Raw genomic sequence first — 17,366 nt, 5'->3', positions numbered from 1 at the left:
TCATGAATACCATCGTCAATCAGGAGCAATGGCTGGCGCAGCGCAAGCAATTGCTGGTGCGCGAGAAGGAGCTGATGCGCCAGCAGGACCAGTTGGCCAGCGAGCGCCGCGCGCTGCCGTGGGTGCGCGTGGACAAGCAGTATGTATTCGATACGCCGCAAGGCAAGCGTTCGCTGTCCGACCTGTTCGAAGGCCATAGCCAGCTTGTGGTGCAGCACTTCATGTTCGCGCCAGGGGAGGAGCGCGGTTGCCCGCACTGCTCCTACATGGCCGACCATACCGACGGTGCGCTGGCGCACCTGGCGCAGCGCGACGTGGGCATGGTGGTGGTGTCGCGTGCGCCGCTGGCCAGCCTGGAGCGCATGCGCCAGGACATGGGCTGGCAGTTCAAATGGGTGTCGTCCGGCGACAGCGATTTCAATTACGATTTCCACGTCAGCTTTGCGCCGGAAGAGCTCGCTGAAGGCAAGGTCAATTACAACTACACCGGCCAGGCTTTCCCGTTTGAAGATGCGCCCGGCGTCAGCGTTTTCTACAAGGACGAGACAGGCGCGGTCTATCACACCTATTCGACCTTCGGCCGCGGCGTGGAAGTGATGATGCACACCTATCGCTTCCTCGATATCACGCCGCTGGGCAGGCAGGAGGACTGCTTGCCGTACACCATGGCGTGGGTCAGGTACCACGACCGCTACGCCCAGCCGGCCGCTTCGTGCTGCAGCGCTCACGCGTGAGGCGGGGATGCCATGTCGAGCTTCCGGCCCTGGCGGGCCGTGACGGCAATCGCCTGCGGCCATATGGCGTCGATGGCGGTAGTGGCGGCGGCGGTGGTTTTCCGCCTGCCGTTGGACCGCCCGGCGCTGCAATGGGGCGCGGGCGTGCTGCTGGCAGCAGCGCTGGCTTGCCGCTTCGCCAAGGGGCACGCGCTGGCGGGGCAGGCAGGCATGGCGCTGTGGACCTTCATCACGTCCACAGCGCACGGTGCCGGGTTCGTGCTGATGCCGGCCCTGATGACGATCTGCGGCACCTGGGCCAGCGGGCCGCTGCTGCAAACCCTGGCCGCGATGGGACTGCACCTGGCGGCAATGCTGGCTGCGAACGGCGCTGTCATTTACCTTGCCGCCCGCTTCATGCAATGGCTTAAGGCTTGATAATCACCTTGCCGGTGACTTTTCGAGCCGCCATGGCCTCCAGCGCGCGCGGCGTATCGGCCAGCGCATAGCGTGCCGAAATGTGCGGGCGAATCCTGCCTTCGGCCAGCCAGCCCAATAGCTGCATCATGCCCGCCAGGTTGGCTTTCGGTTCGCGCTTGACGAATTCGCCCCAGAACACGCCGATCAACGAAGCGCCTTTGAGCAGCGTGAGGTTCAGGGGCAGCTTCGGAATTTCGCCATTGGCAAACCCCACCACCAGGTAGCGGCCGCGCCAGCCGATCGAGCGGAAGGCCGGCTCGGCGTACTCGCCGCCTACCGGGTCATAGATCACGTCCGGGCCCTTGCCGTCAGTGGCGGCCTTGATGGCTTCGCGCAGGTCGGTGTTGCTGTAGTTGATCAATATGTCGGCGCCATGCTCCTTGCAGACGGCCAGTTTTTCTTCGCTGGAAGCGGCGGCTATCACGCGCGCGCCGAGCGCCTTGCCGATCTCGATCGCCGCCAGCCCCACGCCGCCAGCGGCGCCCAGTACCAGCATGGTTTCCCCGGCCTTCAACTGGGCGCGGTCCACTACCGCATGGTGCGATGTGCCATAGGTGAGGGTGATCGCAGCGGCGGTGTCGAAATCCATCCCCGGCGGCATCGGCATCAGCGAAGCGGCGGGCACCAGCAGCTGTTCGGCAAAGCCGCCATGGGCGGAGAACGCAATTGCCTTGTCGCCCGGCTTGAAGCCTTGCACGCTTTCGCCGACCGACAGCACCACGCCCGAAACTTCATTCCCTGGCGTGAAGGGCAGGGCAGGCTTGTACTGGTATTTGCCCTGGATGATCAGCACATCGGGAAAGTTGACGGCGGCTGCCTTCACCTGCAGCACCACCTGGCCCGCGCCGGGCACCAGATCGGGCAGTTCCTCCAGCAGCAGCGTGTCGGGCATGCCCCATTCCTTGCAAACGATAGCCTTCATTTGGTCTCCAGATTATTCGAACGATCGTGCGATTATGCCCGAGAACACTTTGCGCCGGCACAAAGTTTAACGCGCGGGAGGGGAATACATTGGGCAGGCAGGGGAGGCGATTGCCATGAGTATCCGGTACGGCTGCTTTTTCAGTTACGCGCATGGCCAGCACGCATATATGAGCCACTTCAAGGACGACCTGGTCGATGCCCTGAAGTGCTATCTTGAGCCCCATTTCGACAACGAGACCGAACTCTTTGTCGATAGCGAGCAACTGGGTGGCGGCGACGATATCGACCGCCGTCTGGCGCTGGCCATGTGCCAGAGCGCCACGATGATCGTGATCTATACGCCCAAGTACGAGGCCCACCCATATACCCGGCGCGAATTCGCCGCCATGCAGATGATCGAGGCCGAGCGCAGCGGCTGGTACGAGCTGCCCAGCCATTTGATCATTCCCGTCATCATGACCCGCCATCCGCTGAACCTGCCGCGCCAGATCAGCGAGCCTGGCATGTATGTCGATTTTTCGCGCTATACGCTGGCGACCGGGGATTTGAAGACCAACCCCGATTTCCTGCCCGATATCCGGCGCATCGTGGACCGCATCACGATGCACTACCACTGCCTGAAGGCAAGCATCCCGCCCGGCCACGATTGCAGGCAGTTCGTGCTGCCGCCGGTGCCGCCGGAATGGCGCCCGCCGGCGCCGCCGCATTTCCCACGCTAGAAAAACCACTGAAAGAGCGCCATGGAACACCTACGCCTGCACCTGCCGGAGCTGCCCGCAGCCGGCGAAGTCACCACTTTCTATTCCTATAAAGGCGGCGTGGGCCGCACCATGGCGCTGGCCAATCTCGGGCACATCCTGGCATGCCGCCGCACCGCTCCGGTGCTGCTGGTCGACTGGGACCTGGAAGCGCCGGGCCTGCATTACTACTTTCCCGGCTCGGCGCAGGCGCCGGGCGTGCTGGACCTGTTCGAAGAATGCCGCGACCAGCTGCAGGAGCGGGCCGGCCGCTACGCCAGCGACCAGGCGCTGGCCGAGGCGGTGCTCGATGCGGTTTGCTGGGAGCAGTACCTGGTAAGGGCATGCGATGACCGGCCACTGTGGCTGCTGCGCGCTGGGCGGTGCGATGGCAGCCATGCGGAACGCGCGGCGATGCTGGACTGGCAAAGCTTGTTCGACGCTTGCCCCGCGCTGTTCCGCACCTTTGCCGCGCGCCTGGCGCGCCGTTTCGGCCATGTGCTGGTCGACGCGCGCAGCGGGCGCGCCGACTGCTCCGCCATCTGTACCACGCTGCTGCCAACGCGGCTGGTGCTGGTGTTTGCGCCAAACCGGCAAAACCTGGACGGCTTGCAGGACCTGGTGGTGCGCGCCACCGGCTACCGCAGCTGCCATGAAGACGAACAGCGCCAGTTGCTGGTCTATCCGCTGCCTTCGCGCATCGACACGTCGGACGAGCAGCAGGCCTCGTCCTGGCGGCGCGGCGAAGACGGGGAGGGCGGCTACCAGCCCCTGTTTGAAGGCATGCTGGGCGAGGCCTACGGCTTGCCCTGGCTGTCGCTGGAAAACTACTTCGATGCGGTGCGACTGCCGCATTGTGCAGGCCTGGCCAGCGGCGAGCCGCTGCCTGCGCTGGCCCTGCAGCAAGCCTATGGTGCCTTTATGCAGTGGTTTGGCGACGGGCTATGTCCCTGGCAACGCCTGCCATCGGCTGAACCGGTTGCGCTGAACAATCACCACGTTTTCCCCCTGGAGCAGGACCGGACCGGGTACTGGCCGATGCCGGCGGCGATGTAAATTTGTCTTGGAAAAAAAAGGGACGTGCTCTTGCAAAAGCGGTACGTCCCGATTTTTTTCCCGTTGCTTCAGGTAAAATTCCCTGTATGAGAATCCTTATCAGTAACGACGACGGCTACCTGGCGCCTGGCATCAATGCGCTGGCGGAAGCCCTGCAGCCAATTGCCGATATCGTGGTTGTGGCGCCGGACAGCAATCGCTCCGGCGCCTCCAATTCCCTGACCCTGGACCGCCCCTTGTCGGTGCACCAGGCGGCCAATGGTTTCTATTTTGTCAACGGCACGCCGACCGATTGCGTCCACGTGGCGCTGACCGGACTGCTGGACCATGTGCCGGACCTGGTGGTGTCGGGCATTAACAACGGCCCGAACATGGGCGACGACACCCTGTATTCCGGCACCGTGGCCGCCGCCACCGAGGGCTACCTGTTCGGCGTGCCGGCCATGGCGTTTTCGCAGGGTTCCTACGGCTGGGCCAATGTCGATGCTGCCGCCCGCGTGGCGCGCGAGCTGGTGCAGCGCTACCTGGAGCTGCTGGAGCGGCCTTACCTGCTGAACGTGAACATCCCGAACCTGCCGTATGAGCAATTGGGACCGTTGACGCCGACCCGCCTGGGCCGCCGCCATCAGGCCGAACCCGTGGTCAAGGCGCTCGATCCGCGCGGCCGCGAAATATACTGGATTGGCCCGCCGGGCGCCTGCAAGGATGCCGGCGAGGGCACCGACTTCCATGCCGTGGCCAATGGCTGCGTGTCGCTGACGCCTTTGCAGATCGACCTGACCCATCGCCAGCAACTCGATTCCCTGGCAAAGGCCATCGCATGAGCGAAAAGACCCGCACTTTCCCGCTGCCCCTGTCATCCGTTACCGACAAGAGCCCGGCGAAAAAGCCGGTCTATAACACCGTGGCCACGCCACAAACCGCCACCCAGAATGCAGCCCGCACGGCCGCTGCCAGCCCTGGCGGCTGGCGCCCGCCGCAGCCGGTGGCATCGCCTTCGCGGGCCCACTCCTACGCCCAGGAACGCGCCCAGGTACAGCTTGCCCCGCTGGCGGGGCAGCGCCAGAGCGCGCTGGTGTCGGACGGCGTGCGCCGCGCCATGGTGCAGCGGGTAGCCAGGCAGGGCGTCAGCGATCCCGTGGTGCTGGGCGCGCTGGACACCGTGCCGCGCCATATGTTCATGGACGAAGGCCTGGCGCCGCAAGCCTATATCGACGCCTCGCTGCCGATCGGCCACCACCAGACCATTTCCCAGCCTTATATCGTGGCGCGCATGATCGAGGTGATGCGCGCCGGCCAGGATCTGCACCGGGTGCTGGAAATCGGCACCGGCTGCGGCTACCAGGCGGCAGTGCTGGCCTGCGTGGCGAAAGAGGTGTACTCGATCGAGCGCATCAAGCCCCTGCACGAACTGGCCAAGGCCAACTTGCGGCCGATGCGGGTGCCGAACCTGCGTTTGCACTACGGAGATGGTATGCTAGGCTTGCCGCAGGCGGCGCCTTTCGATGGCATCATCCTTGCCGCCGCGGGCCTCGAAGTGCCGCAGGCCTTGCTGGATCAACTGAATATCGGCGGCCGCCTGGTCGCCCCGGTCGGGGCCCGCACCCAGCATCTCGAACTGGTGACCCGTGTCAGCAAGAACGAATGGGTGCGCCAGACGCTGGAAGACTGCCATTTTGTGCCACTGCGCCCTGGCACCGTTTAACACACAGATCAATAGAATGACGAAGAAATATTCCCTTTTCCTGATGGCCGCCTCGCTGGTCGTGCTGACCGCCTGTGAAACCGTGAAGCAGCCGGCCCCGGTCGAGGATCGCTCGATGCCACTTCCTGTCGCACCGGCCAAACCGGCCCCGGAGGAACCGAAAGACAAGGATGGCTACTACACCGTCCATAAGGGCGACACCCTGATCCGCATCGCCTTTGACCGCGGCCTGAATTACCGCGACCTGGCAGCATGGAACAACCTGACCAACCCGGACGACATCAAGGTCGACCAGGTGCTGCGCCTGACGCAGCCAGAGGGCGTGCAGGTCGCTGCCGTGCCGACCCCGCCGCAGATCGAGAAAACCCCGCCGCCGCCGCGCAAGTCGACCCCGAAAGGTGAAAAGCGTCCGTATTCCGACACTGCGGTGGCGGATTTGCAGAAAACCGACGAGCGCGGCGAGAAACCGGCCGTGGTGGCCAGCCTGGCCCCGGCCCCCGCTCCGGCCGTGGCGCCGCCAGCGGCGGTCAGCGCGGAAGACCGCGACCTGTCGTGGACCTGGCCGTCCGATGGCCGCGTGGTGGCCCAGTTCGACGAGGGCAAGAACAAGGGTATCGATATCGCCGGACGCGCCGGGCAACAAGTGTTGGCTGCCGAACGAGGAAAAGTGATGTATGCAGGTAGCGGCATCCGCGGATATGGTAATCTCGTCATTGTGAAGCACAGTAACAGCCTGTTGTCGGCCTATGCCCATAACCGCTCGATCCTGGTGAAGGAGGGGCAGGAAGTGCGCAGGGGCCAGGCAATTGCTGAAATGGGGGACTCCGATACCGACACGGTCAAGCTGCACTTTGAGATAAGGCAGCAGGGCAAGCCGGTGGATCCATCGAAATTCCTGCCTAACCGCTAGATACACCCATGACACGCTCGCCGAATGACCAACTGGAAGACGACTCGATTCCTGAGGAATTCCCGGACGAGCCGATCGATGAAGTAGCGATCGATTCCATGGAGCCGGACGGCGAAGTCGCGGTTGAAGGCGCCAGCGCCGTCCTTGAAACTGTCGACGAGCTGAAAAAAGTGCTGGCGGCGGAGCTCTCCACCGACACTACCCAGCACTACCTGAACCAGATCGGCACCCGGCCCTTGCTGACGGCGCCGCAGGAAGTGCATTTCGCCACCCTGGCCAAGCAGGGCGATTTCTCCGCCCGCCAGACCATGATCGAGCATAACCTGCGCCTGGTGGTCTCGATCGCCAAGCATTACATCAACCGCGGCGTGGTCCTGCTCGACATGATCGAGGAGGGCAATATCGGCCTGATGCGCGCCATCGACAAGTTCGAGCCGGAGCGCGGTTTCCGCTTCTCTACCTATGCCACCTGGTGGATCCGCCAGAGCATCGAGCGCGCCATCATGAACCAGGCGCGCACGGTGCGCCTGCCGGTGCACATGGTGCGCGAACTGAACCAGATCCTGCGGGGGAAGTACCACCTGGAGGCGCAGCACCACAACGGCAAGGATGCCACGGCGGAGGATATCGCCGACCTGGTGGGGCGGCCAGTGGAGGAGGTGCAGGATATCCTGGCCCTCTCCGAGCATGCCACTTCGCTCGATGCGCCGCTGGATAACGACCCCCAGTCTTCGCTGATGGACATGCTGCCGGGCGATTCCGAGGATTCGCCCGATGCACGGGCCGAGCACCATGAGATGACGGTGCTGGTGCGCGATTGGCTGACCAAGCTGCCGGACAAGCAGCGTATCGTCATCATGCGGCGCTTCGGGCTGGATAACGACGATCCGGCCACGCTGGAGACGCTGGCCGAGGAAATGGGCGTGACGCGGGAGCGGGTGCGCCAGATCCAGCAGGAGGCGCTGGTCAAGCTGAAACGCGCCATGGCGGCACGCGGCGTCGTGCGCGATTCTCTCCTCTAAAACCGGTAAAGCGGTGTCTGACCCGCAGGGTCAGACACCGGCCCGCGGCGGTCGCGTATCGGTGTCAGACCCCACGGGTCTGACACCGGGGTACCGGTTTTTGCTATCATAGCGGGCTTTGGGCGCTCCCCGCGCCGGCTGCAACCTTAATCGCTATGCAAGACAACATCGTCGAAATCAAATCCCTGGACATGGATGCCCGTGGCGTTGGCCACATCGAGAACGAAGACGGCTCGCCGGGCAAGGTCGTCTTCATCGAAGGCGCGCTGCCGGGCGAAAAAGTCAGCTTCGAGCTGCTGCGCAAGAAGAAGAACTGGGAGCAGGGCCGCATGACGGCGCTGCACAAGGAATCGTCGATGCGCGTCAAGCCGAAGTGCGAGCACTTCGACATCTGCGGCGGCTGCTCCATGCAGCACCTGGAAGCTTCGGCCCAGGTCGCAATCAAGCAGCGCGTGCTGGAAGACAACCTGTGGCACCTGTCCAAGGTCAAGTCCGACACCATGATGCGCCCGATGTACGGCCCGACCTGGGGCTACCGTTACCGTGCGCGCCTGTCCTCGCGCTATGTGGCCAAGAAGGGCACGGTGCTGGTCGGCTTCCATGAAAAGAAATCGGTGTTCGTGGCCGACATCCAGAGCTGCCAGATCCTGCCCAAGCACGTATCGGACATGATGATGCCGCTGCGCGCCCTGATCCACTCGCTGACCATCTTCGACAAAGTGCCGCAGATCGAGCTGGCCGTCGGCGAAGACAACACCGTGCTGGTGATGCGCAATATGGTGCCGCTGGGCGAGGGTGACGAAGACAAGCTGAAAGCTTTCGCCGACCAGTACCAGATCCAGTGGTGGCTGCAGCCTAAAGGCCCGGACACCGCCTACCCGTTTTACCCGGCGGGCAAGGAGCTGTACTACACGCTGCCGGAATTCGGCATCAAGATGCCGTTCAAGCCGACCGATTTCACCCAGGTGAACCACCACATCAACCGCGTGCTGGTGCACAAGGCGCTGCGCCTGCTGGATGTGCAGAAGGATGAACGCGTGGCCGACCTGTTCTGCGGCCTGGGCAATTTCACGCTGCCGCTGGCGACCATGGCGCGCGAAGTGGTGGGCATCGAAGGTTCGACCGCGCTGACCGAGCGCGCGCTGTCCAATGCCAAGGTAAATGGCGTCGATGGCCACACCACCTTCCAGTGCCGTAACCTGTTCGAAATCACCAAGGACGACCTGATCGCCCTCGGCAAATTCGACCGCATGCTGATCGACCCGCCGCGCGATGGCGCGATGGCGCTGTCGCTGGCGCTGGCCGAACTGAAGGAATCGAACCCGGACATGCTGCCGAAGCGTATCGTCTACGTCTCGTGCTCGCCGTCGACCCTGGCGCGCGACGCGGGTGTGCTGGTGCACCGTGCTGGCTACCGCATGTCGCAAGCCGGCGTGATGAACATGTTCCCGCACACCTCGCACGTCGAATCGATGGCGGTGTTCGACCTGGCTTAAGCCTGCCTACTGGCGGCGCTTGTCGCGGAAGAAGCGCCATGCTTCTTCCGCCGATTCAAAATCGGCATTCTGGGCGCCAAGCAGGATGTCGGCATACCACTGCAAGCGGTGCCGAATACTCGGCTCCGTGTGGCCGCCCTTGGCAACTTTGAAAAATTCAACCTGCAGGCCGTGCGGATCGCTGCCCCATACGTAACGGTGGGCTGAAGTGTCGCCCGATTCCTTGTGATGGGGCAGGGCGGCGTCTTGCGTTGGCGCATCCGGTAGCTGGTCCAGCTTGCGCCACAGCGACAGGGTCTGCTCCACGGGAAGCGAGGTGCCGCGCCCGCGCAGCATCATTCCCCCGATTTCCCCGCCGCCGTATGGCACGATCTTGTCGGCGGTGCCGTGAATCACCATCACCGGCAACGGCGTGCTGGGCGCGGCGCACAGGCTCTTGGCCGGCCATACTGCGGCCATGGCGGCAATGCCGGCCAGGCGCGACCCAAGTTCCACACCAAGGCGGTAAGTCATGCCACCGCCGTTGGACATGCCCATGACATAAATGCGCGACGGGTCCGCGTTATGTTCGGCAATCGCTTTGTCGATCAGGGCGCCGATAAAGCCGACGTCGTCGGTCTTGGGGCTGGTGCTGGCGTCGGCGCGGCAGTCGTTCCAGCCGGCCTTGTTGTCACTGCCCTTGGCGCCATCCGGCGCTATCACCAGCAACTGTTCGCGGTCGGCGATAGCCAGCCATTGCTGCATCGGGACCCGCAGCCGCTCGCGACCGAATACCAGGTTGGCCGAGCCGGCGTGCCCATGCAGGATCAGCACCAGCGGGCGCTTGCCCGCGGCCGGCTGCTGCGGCTCCGCCATCAGGTAGTGGCGGGCGCCCTCGGGGCGCTGGATGTCGGCGGAGGTCATGGTTGCTGCGTGCAGGGCGCAAGGCAGCAATGCGGCAAGGGCGGCTGAAAGTGGCGTTTTCATGCAATTATGATAACGGCAAATCCGGCGCCAGGGCAAAGAAAAAGCCGGCGCGAAGGCCGGCTTTTCGATGAGGCAGGGTAGCGCTTAGTCGCGGTCGCCGGCCAGGCCCAGCAGGTTCAGCAGGCTGGTGAAGATGTTGTACACGTCCAGGTACAGTGCCAGGGTGGCGGAAACGTAGTTGGTTTCGCCGCCGTTGACGATGCGCTGCACGTCAAACAGGATGTAAGCCGAGAACACGGCAATCACCATCACGGAGATCACGATCGACAGCGCGCTCATGCCCAGGAAGATGTTGGCAATCGACGCCAGGACCAGCACGATCACGGCCGCGAACAGCCACTTGCCCATCATCGAGAAATCACGCTTGGTCACGGTGGCGTAGCTGGCCAGTGCGGCGAAGATGGCGCCGGTACCGCCAAAGGCTGTCATGATCAGCGTCGGGCCGTTGGAATAACCGAGGGTGCGGCTGAGCAGCGGAGTCAGCATCAGGCCCATGAAGAAGGTGAAGCCCAGCAGCAGGGCAACGCCGACGCCGGTGTCCTTGTTCTTTTCAATAGCCCAGAAGAAACCGAAGGCGATCGCCATGAACGCGATGAAGCCGATGAAGCCGCGTGGAATCGGCACATGGAAGAACAGGCCTGCGGCCGCGCCCAGCACGGTCGGGATCATCGACAGGGCCAGCAGCCAGTAAGTGTTGCGCAGCACGCGATTGCGGATCAGCGCGTTGTCGGTGGCGACGGCGCTGCCAAATTGATGTACGTTTTGCATAGTTAAATGCCTCCTTTACCAAAAAGCATAGCATGTTGATGACCGGATGGGGACTTTCTGGCTTAGGAAAGCCTTAAAAACGCTTAGGGGAAGCCCTTACATGCGCCTTGGGAGTGTTTCCTTGGGCATAGAGAGTGAACTATGTTAAAATCTAGGGTTGATCGAGAATCTAATTTCTTCTTTTAAACCTTTCTTTTTATTGGAGTTTTTCATAATGGCAATCGAACGCACCCTGTCGATCATCAAACCTGACGCAGTAGCCAAGAACGTGATCGGCCAGATCTACAGCCGTTTCGAAGGCGCAGGCCTGAAAGTGATCGCTGCCCGCATGACCCAACTGTCCCGCGCTGAAGCCGAAGGCTTCTACGCTGTGCACCGCGAGCGTCCTTTCTTTAAGGACCTGGTTGACTTCATGGTTTCCGGTCCTGTGATGATCCAGGTTCTGGAAGGCGAAGGCGCAATCCTGAAGAACCGCGACCTGATGGGCGCTACCGATCCGAAGAAAGCAGAAAAAGGCACCATCCGTGCTGATTTCGCTGACTCCATTGACGCCAACGCTGTGCACGGCTCCGACGCCGCTGAAACCGCTGCTGTGGAAATCGCCTACTACTTCCCAGCCCTGAACGTCTACTCCCGTTAATTTTTAGCGGTTGTAATGTAGTAAAGTAGTATTGCGCCTTGCCCCGGGTCTTTGGTCCGGGGCAAAGCCGTTTTTGAAATTGAGTAAAAAAGCATGGAAACGTCCCTCACCAACCTGCTGGATTTCGATCCGGAGCAACTAGTCGCCTACTGCGCTGAGCTGGGGGAGAAGCCTTTCCGTGCCAAACAGTTGCAGCGCTGGATCCACCAGTTCGGCGCCTCCGATTTCGACAGCATGACCGACCTCGCCAAGTCCTTGCGCGAGAAGCTGAAGACGCGCGCCCACATCGTGGCGCCGGCCGTCATCAGCGACCATACTTCCGCCGACGGCACCCGCAAATGGCTGGTGGACGTGGGCAATGGCAATGCCGTGGAAACCGTGTTCATCCCGGAAGAAAACCGCGGCACGCTGTGCATCTCGACCCAGGCCGGCTGCGCCGTGAACTGCCGTTTCTGCTCGACCGGCAAGCAGGGCTTCAACCGCAACCTGACCGTGGGCGAAATCATCGGCCAGCTGTGGATGGCCGAATTCGCGCTGCGCCAGACCAAAGGCATCGAGCCCGGCCCGAAAGGCGAACGTCAGATCACCAACGTGGTGATGATGGGCATGGGCGAGCCGCTCTTGAATTACGGGCCAACCGCTACCGCGCTCAAGCTGATGCTGGACGATAACGCCTACGGCCTGTCGCGCCGCCGCGTGACCCTGTCCACCTCGGGCGTGGTGCCAATGATCGACAAGCTGTCGCAAGACGTGCCGGTGGCGCTGGCGGTATCGCTGCACGCCTCCAACGACAAGCTGCGCGACGAGCTGGTCCCGCTGAACAAGAAGTACCCGCTGAAGGAACTGCTGGCGGCGTGCAAGCGCTACCTGGAGTTCGCGCCGCGCGACTTCATCACATTCGAGTACTGCATGCTCGATAATTACAACGACACGGATGAGCATGCGCGCGAGCTGATCGCGCTGGTGAATCATCCGGAGTTCGGTGTCAATTGCAAGTTCAACCTGATTCCTTTCAACCCCTTCCCGGAATCTGGCCTGCTGCGCTCCAAGAACCCGCGCATCAAGGCCTTTGCCGAAATTCTGATGAATGCGGGCATCGTAACCACCATCCGCAAGACGCGCGGCGATGATATCGACGCGGCTTGCGGGCAGTTGGCGGGCGAAGTGAAAGATCGCACCCGCGTGGCTGAACGGATGGAGAAGATGACCGAATACCAGAAGAAGTACGGCGCCGATTTCGGCAAGATCGTGGAGATTCGTTCCTGATGACCGATTTCGCCCAGCGCCGCTTCAAGTGCCTGGCCGCGGTCGCGCTGGCCAGTTTATTGGCGGGCTGCGCGACTTCGGGGCAGGGCCCCAGCGGTAAAGAAGACCTGAAGACCGTTTCCGACCAAACTTCCGCGCAAAAGCGCGCCGAGATCCGCCTGCAGCTCGCGATCGGCTATTTCGAGCAGGGTAATTACCCGATCGCGCTCGATGAAGTGAAGAAGGCAATCTCCGCCGATCCGCAGGGCGCCAATGGCTACAGCCTGCGCGCCATCATCTACATGCGCATGGGCGAGAAGGAACTGGCGAACGACAACTTCCTGCAGGCCCTGAAACTGGCGCCGAACGATCCGGACCTGAACAATAATTACGGGTCCTTCCTGTGCCAGAACGAGCGCATCAAGGATTCGTTCAAGCACTTCGATACGGCGCTGGCCAGCCGCAATTACCGTTCGCCGGCCAGTGCCATGAACAATGCTGGCAATTGCGCGTTGAAGATCAAGAATCTCGACCTGGCGGAAAAATACCTGCTGCCGGCCTTGAAGCTGGCGCCGGACGTGCCGGAAACGAATATCGGCCTGGCCAAGGTGTACTATGCGCGGCGCGATTATCCGCGCGCCAGCTTCTTTATCGCGCAATTGCACAAGGTGGCGAAGCTGGATAGCTTGTCGCCCGACGTGTTGTGGCTGGCAGTCAGGGTGATGCATAAAATGGGCGACCAGGGCCTGGAGCAGGGCTTTGCCACCCAGCTGCGGCGGCATCATGCCGATTCGCCTGAGTACGCTGCGTATCAACGTGGGGCGTTTGATGAGTGAGAACGGGGAACCAATGGATTCTGAGCAGGACAAGCCGACCAGCCGGCAGCATGCTTCCGCGCCCGGGGCAGCACTGGCAGCAGCACGTGAGGCCATGGGCCTCTCGGTCGAGCAGGTAGCCGATCAACTGAAGCTGGCGCCGCGCCAGGTGGTGGCGATCGAGCAGGGTGATTTCGATGCCTTGCCAAACCGCGCCGTGACGCGCGGCTTCATTCGCGCTTACGCGAAGGCGATGCGGCTCGACCCTGCGCCGCTGGTGGCGATGGTGGAAGTGGAGGCGGCCGTAGGCCATGCCGATGCGACCGTGCGCCCGACCAGGGTGACGGCGTCGTTCCAGGAGTCGCGCTTCCCTTCGCTGAATGAACGCAACAACGGCAAGCCGCTGGGCGCCATCATCGCCGGCGCAGGCGTGCTGGCGCTGCTTGGCCTGGTCGCGGCCTGGCAGATGGGCATCCTGTCGCCGCTGACGCTGGCGACCCGTGGCAGCCTCACCGCACCTGCTGCGCCGGCTGAAGCGCCGGTGCCTGTGGTGGTGACTCAGCCTGGCGCGCAGCCGGCGGAAACGCCAATGCAGACCCAGAACGTGCCGCTGATTTCCGTGCCGCCGCAACCTGGCAGCAATACTGCGCCGGATGCGGTGGCAGGCGTTGGCGTGCCTGGCGCTGCCGGCGGCGCGCCGGCGCAGGCTGTTGTGCCGGGCACTGTTCCTGCCGCGGCTCCCGGCATGACCACCACAACCGGCGGCGTCGCTGCACCGGGAACCGCACCCGCCGCGGCAAATGCGCCTGCTGCGGGCGTGGCGCCAGTCAACCGCGCAGGGCCGACTGTGGCCGGTGCGCCGGCAGTTGGCGCCGCGCCGGCAAACACGGCGCCTGCTTCGCCTGGCCTGATTCCGGTCAAGCCGGCCGCGGTTGCCCCGGCTCCGGCCGCAAGCCCTGCGCAAGCCACCGCGCCGGCCATGCCTGCGACAGTTGCTGGTGGTGCGCCAGCGGTAGGTGCCGCGGGCGGCAAGCTGGTACTGACCGTGAAGGAAGATTCGTGGGTCGAGATTCGCCGCGCCGGCCAGCCTAACCTGACCCGTGGCACCGTGAAGGCAGGCAGTACGCAGACTTTCAATGTGCGCGCGGATGACGTGCTGATCGTTGGCAAGCCTAGCGCCGTCAGCGCGAACCTGGCCGGCGGCAAGCTGGAACTGACGCAAGGTCCGGGCAAGCCGTATGCCCTCGTGAACATCAAGTAATTAAGAGTAGCCAAGCATGTCTTCTTCGAACAACCCGATCCCATCCGGACCACTGGCACGCCGTGCCAGCCGCCGCGTGCTGGTGCAGCATGGCGAGCGCAAGATCTGGGTCGGTGGCGACGCGCCGGTGGTGGTGCAGTCGATGACCAATACCGACACCGCTGATGCGGTGGCGACGGCAATCCAGGTCAAGGAACTGGCGCGTGCCGGATCCGAACTGGTGCGCCTGACGGTGGATCGCCCTGAGTCGGCGGCCGCTGTGCCTTACATCCGCGACCAGTTGGACAAGATGGGCATCGACGTGCCCCTGGTGGGCGACTTCCACTACAACGGCCACACCCTGCTGACCGAGTACCCGGATTGCGCCGCGGCGCTGTCGAAGTACCGTATCAACCCGGGTAATGTGGGCAAGGGCGCCAAGCGCGACACGCAGTTCGCGCAGATGATCGAAGTGGCAGCCAAGTACGACAAGCCGGTGCGCATCGGCGTCAACTGGGGCTCGCTGGACCAGGCGCTGCTGGCGCGCATCATGGATGAAAACGCTGCGCGCGAAATTCCATGGACCGCGCAAGCCGTGATGTATGAAGCGCTGATCACCTCCGCGATCGAAAACGCGGTACGCGCCGAAGAACTGGGCCTGGCGCGCGACAAGATCATCCTGTCGTGCAAGGTCTCCGGCGTGCAGGACCTGATCGCCGTGTACCGCGAACTGGGCAAGCGCTGCGACTACCCGCTGCACCTGGGCCTGACCGAAGCGGGCATGGGCAGCAAGGGCATCGTGGCCTCGACCGCCGCGCTGTCGGTGCTGCTGCAGGAAGGCATCGGCGACACCATCCGCATTTCGCTGACCCCGGAACCGGGCGGCGACCGCACCAAGGAAGTGGTGGTAGGTCAGGAAATCCTGCAAACCATGGGTCTGCGCAAGTTCACGCCGATGGTGATTGCCTGCCCGGGCTGCGGCCGCACCACGTCCACCGTGTTCCAGGAACTGGCGGACGATATCCAGAGCTACCTGCGCGAGCAGATGCCGGAATGGAAAAAGACCTTCCCGGGCGTGGAGGCGATGAACGTGGCCGTGATGGGCTGCATCGTCAACGGCCCGGGCGAATCGAAGCATGCGAACATCGGCATCAGCCTGCCGGGCACCGGCGAATCGCCGGCTGCTCCGGTCTTCGTCGACGGCCAGAAAGTGGCGACCCTGCGCGGCGATAATATCGTCCAGGAATTCCAGGCGATCGTGCTCGACTACGTACAGAAAAACTATAGCAAAGCAGCTTAAAGAACATGTCCAATAAAGCAGACAAAATCACAGCCATCAAGGGGATGAACGATCTCCTGCCGGCTGACGCCCATTTGTGGGAAATCTTCGAGAACACCGCGCAGTCTGTGGTGCAGAGCTACGGCTTCCAGCAGATCCGAACCCCGATCGTGGAAGAAACCCGCCTGTTCTCGCGCGCCATCGGCGCCGTGACCGACATCGTCGAGAAGGAAATGTATTCCTTCGAAGACTCCATGAACGGCGACCAGCTGACCCTGCGCCCGGAAGGCACCGCAGGCGTGGTGCGCGCCGTGCTGGAACATAACCTGGTGTACGAAGGCCCCAAGCGCCTGTGGTACAAGGGCCCGATGTTCCGCCACGAGCGCCCGCAGCGCGGCCGCTACCGCCAGTTCCACCAGTTCGGCGCGGAAGCCGTGGGCTTCACCGGCCCGGACGTGGATGCCGAAATGATCGTGATGTGCCGCCGCCTGTGGGATGACCTGGGCCTGGAAAACATCCGCCTGGAAATCAACTCCATCGGCGACGCCGAAGAGCGCGCGCGCCACCGCGTCGACCTGATCGCCTACCTGCAGCAGCACGAAGAGCACCTGGATGCCGACGCCAAGCGCCGCCTGCACACCAACCCGCTGCGCATCCTGGACACCAAGAACCCGGACCTGCAAGGCATCGTCAATAGCGCGCCGAAGCTGCTGGACTACCTGGGCGAGGAATCGCTGGCCCACTTCGAAGGCGTGAAGAAGATCCTGGATGCGAACGCGATCCAGTACACCGTCAACACCCGCCTGGTGCGCGGTATCGACTACTACAACCGCACTGTGTTCGAATGGGTAACCGACGAACTGGGTGCGCAGGGCACCGTGTGCGCCGGCGGCCGTTACGACCCGCTGATCGAAATGTTTGGCGGCAAGCCAACCCCGGCGGTCGGTTTCGCCATGGGCATCGAGCGCCTGATCGAACTGATGAAAGGCGCCGGCGATACCGCTGCGCCGCGCCAGTGCGACGTCTACCTGGTGCACCAGGGCGAAGCGGCGCGCATGCAAGCCTTCATCATCGGCGAGCGCCTGCGCGACGCCGGCCTGGACGTGATCCTGCACTGCGGCGGCACCAACGGCGCCGGCAGCTTCAAGTCGCAAATGAAAAAAGCCGATGGCTCCGGCGCAACCTTCGCAGTCATCATCGGCGAAGACGAAGTGGCCAACAACACTGCCGTCGTCAAGGCAATGCGCGCTGCAGAAGGCGAGGGCCAGCAACAGACCGTCGCGTTTGAAGGCGTTGTCGATTACGTCGTGGACCAGATCACATGCGGAGACGATTGTGACCACGACCATCACCACCACCATTAATTTCTT

At 63.1% G+C, this 17,366-nt stretch carries 18 protein-coding genes; 15 read left to right on the top strand and 3 right to left on the bottom strand.

Annotation, left to right across the window (positions count from 1 at the left end):
- The first annotated feature begins 2 nt into the window (after positions 1-2).
- Together ASD58_RS02725 and ASD58_RS02720 are read left to right on the top strand one after the other, a co-directional pair.
- Positions 3-734 (top strand): thioredoxin family protein, encoded by a 732-nt coding sequence (locus ASD58_RS02725; RefSeq protein WP_057259542.1) that lies wholly within the window; start codon positions 3-5, stop codon positions 732-734.
- A 12-nt stretch (positions 735-746) separates the two neighbouring features.
- Entirely contained in the window at positions 747-1,151 is a 405-nt protein-coding gene (locus ASD58_RS02720) for a hypothetical protein (protein WP_057259541.1), read from the top strand.
- On the opposite strand, the gene ASD58_RS02715 is transcribed toward ASD58_RS02720, so the two are convergent.
- Entirely contained in the window at positions 1,141-2,115 is a 975-nt protein-coding gene (locus ASD58_RS02715; RefSeq protein ID WP_057259540.1) for an NADPH:quinone oxidoreductase family protein, read from the bottom strand. The two genes, ASD58_RS02720 and ASD58_RS02715, sit on opposite strands and share 11 nt — an antisense overlap.
- Positions 2,116-2,230: 115 nt before the next feature.
- Here ASD58_RS02715 and ASD58_RS02710 point away from each other — a divergent pair, with 115 nt between their 5' ends.
- The 7 genes from ASD58_RS02710 to rlmD all read left to right on the top strand — a co-directional run bounded on the left by ASD58_RS02710 (position 2,231) and on the right by rlmD (position 9,043).
- A complete protein-coding gene (locus tag ASD58_RS02710; RefSeq protein ID WP_057259539.1) occupies positions 2,231-2,836 on the top strand; it encodes a toll/interleukin-1 receptor domain-containing protein in 606 nt (201 codons plus the stop codon).
- Positions 2,837-2,857: 21 nt separating this feature from the next.
- Positions 2,858-3,910, top strand: a complete 1,053-nt coding sequence (locus tag ASD58_RS02705; protein ID WP_057259538.1) for a KGGVGR-motif variant AAA ATPase — start codon at positions 2,858-2,860, stop codon at positions 3,908-3,910.
- Positions 3,911-3,996: 86 nt separating this feature from the next.
- Positions 3,997-4,734, top strand: a complete 738-nt coding sequence (surE, locus tag ASD58_RS02700) for a 5'/3'-nucleotidase SurE (RefSeq protein WP_057259537.1) — start codon at positions 3,997-3,999, stop codon at positions 4,732-4,734.
- Positions 4,731-5,615 (top strand): protein-L-isoaspartate(D-aspartate) O-methyltransferase, encoded by an 885-nt coding sequence (locus tag ASD58_RS02695; protein WP_057259536.1) that lies wholly within the window; start codon positions 4,731-4,733, stop codon positions 5,613-5,615. The genes surE and ASD58_RS02695 overlap by 4 nt, the downstream gene beginning before the upstream one ends.
- Positions 5,616-5,631: 16 nt before the next feature.
- Positions 5,632-6,525: a peptidoglycan DD-metalloendopeptidase family protein gene (locus ASD58_RS02690; protein WP_057259535.1), complete on the top strand. Its 894-nt coding sequence runs from the start codon at positions 5,632-5,634 to the stop codon at positions 6,523-6,525.
- A gap of 8 nt (positions 6,526-6,533) precedes the next feature.
- On the top strand, positions 6,534-7,547 hold the full coding sequence (rpoS, locus tag ASD58_RS02685) for an RNA polymerase sigma factor RpoS (protein ID WP_057259534.1): 1,014 nt from the start codon (positions 6,534-6,536) through the stop codon (positions 7,545-7,547).
- A 155-nt stretch (positions 7,548-7,702) separates the two neighbouring features.
- On the top strand, positions 7,703-9,043 hold the full coding sequence (gene rlmD, locus ASD58_RS02680; protein ID WP_057259533.1) for a 23S rRNA (uracil(1939)-C(5))-methyltransferase RlmD: 1,341 nt from the start codon (positions 7,703-7,705) through the stop codon (positions 9,041-9,043).
- Positions 9,044-9,049: 6 nt separating this feature from the next.
- Here rlmD and ASD58_RS02675 read toward each other — a convergent pair whose 3' ends face one another.
- Positions 9,050-10,009, bottom strand: coding sequence for a PHB depolymerase family esterase (locus ASD58_RS02675; protein WP_057259532.1), 960 nt, complete (start codon positions 10,007-10,009; stop codon positions 9,050-9,052).
- Positions 10,010-10,093: 84 nt separating this feature from the next.
- A complete protein-coding gene (locus tag ASD58_RS02670; protein WP_057259531.1) occupies positions 10,094-10,777 on the bottom strand; it encodes a Bax inhibitor-1/YccA family protein in 684 nt (227 codons plus the stop codon).
- A 214-nt stretch (positions 10,778-10,991) separates the two neighbouring features.
- Between ASD58_RS02670 and ndk the strand changes: the two genes are divergently transcribed.
- From ndk to hisS, 6 genes are all read left to right on the top strand, one after another.
- A complete protein-coding gene (gene ndk / locus ASD58_RS02665; RefSeq protein WP_057259530.1) occupies positions 10,992-11,417 on the top strand; it encodes a nucleoside-diphosphate kinase in 426 nt (141 codons plus the stop codon).
- A gap of 93 nt (positions 11,418-11,510) precedes the next feature.
- Positions 11,511-12,683 carry a 23S rRNA (adenine(2503)-C(2))-methyltransferase RlmN gene (gene rlmN, locus ASD58_RS02660; RefSeq protein WP_057259529.1) on the top strand — a complete coding sequence of 391 codons (1,173 nt, stop codon included), beginning with the start codon at positions 11,511-11,513 and terminating at the stop codon, positions 12,681-12,683.
- Positions 12,683-13,498, top strand: coding sequence for a type IV pilus biogenesis/stability protein PilW (gene pilW, locus ASD58_RS02655; RefSeq protein ID WP_057259528.1), 816 nt, complete (start codon positions 12,683-12,685; stop codon positions 13,496-13,498). Before rlmN ends, pilW begins: the two co-directional genes overlap by 1 nt.
- A gap of 13 nt (positions 13,499-13,511) precedes the next feature.
- Entirely contained in the window at positions 13,512-14,738 is a 1,227-nt protein-coding gene (locus ASD58_RS02650) for a RodZ domain-containing protein (RefSeq protein WP_057259527.1), read from the top strand.
- 16 nt (positions 14,739-14,754) lie between these two features.
- Positions 14,755-16,017: a flavodoxin-dependent (E)-4-hydroxy-3-methylbut-2-enyl-diphosphate synthase gene (gene ispG / locus ASD58_RS02645; protein ID WP_057259526.1), complete on the top strand. Its 1,263-nt coding sequence runs from the start codon at positions 14,755-14,757 to the stop codon at positions 16,015-16,017.
- 5 nt (positions 16,018-16,022) lie between these two features.
- Positions 16,023-17,360: a histidine--tRNA ligase gene (gene hisS, locus ASD58_RS02640; RefSeq protein ID WP_057259525.1), complete on the top strand. Its 1,338-nt coding sequence runs from the start codon at positions 16,023-16,025 to the stop codon at positions 17,358-17,360.
- Positions 17,361-17,366 lie beyond the last annotated feature (6 nt).

It is taken from the genome of Duganella sp. Root1480D1, from assembly GCF_001427305.1.
Classification (GTDB): Bacteria; Pseudomonadota; Gammaproteobacteria; order Burkholderiales; family Burkholderiaceae_D; genus Rugamonas.
The sequence above is the reverse complement of the archived record's forward strand: the minus strand, read 5'-3'. Positions and strand labels throughout refer to the sequence as shown.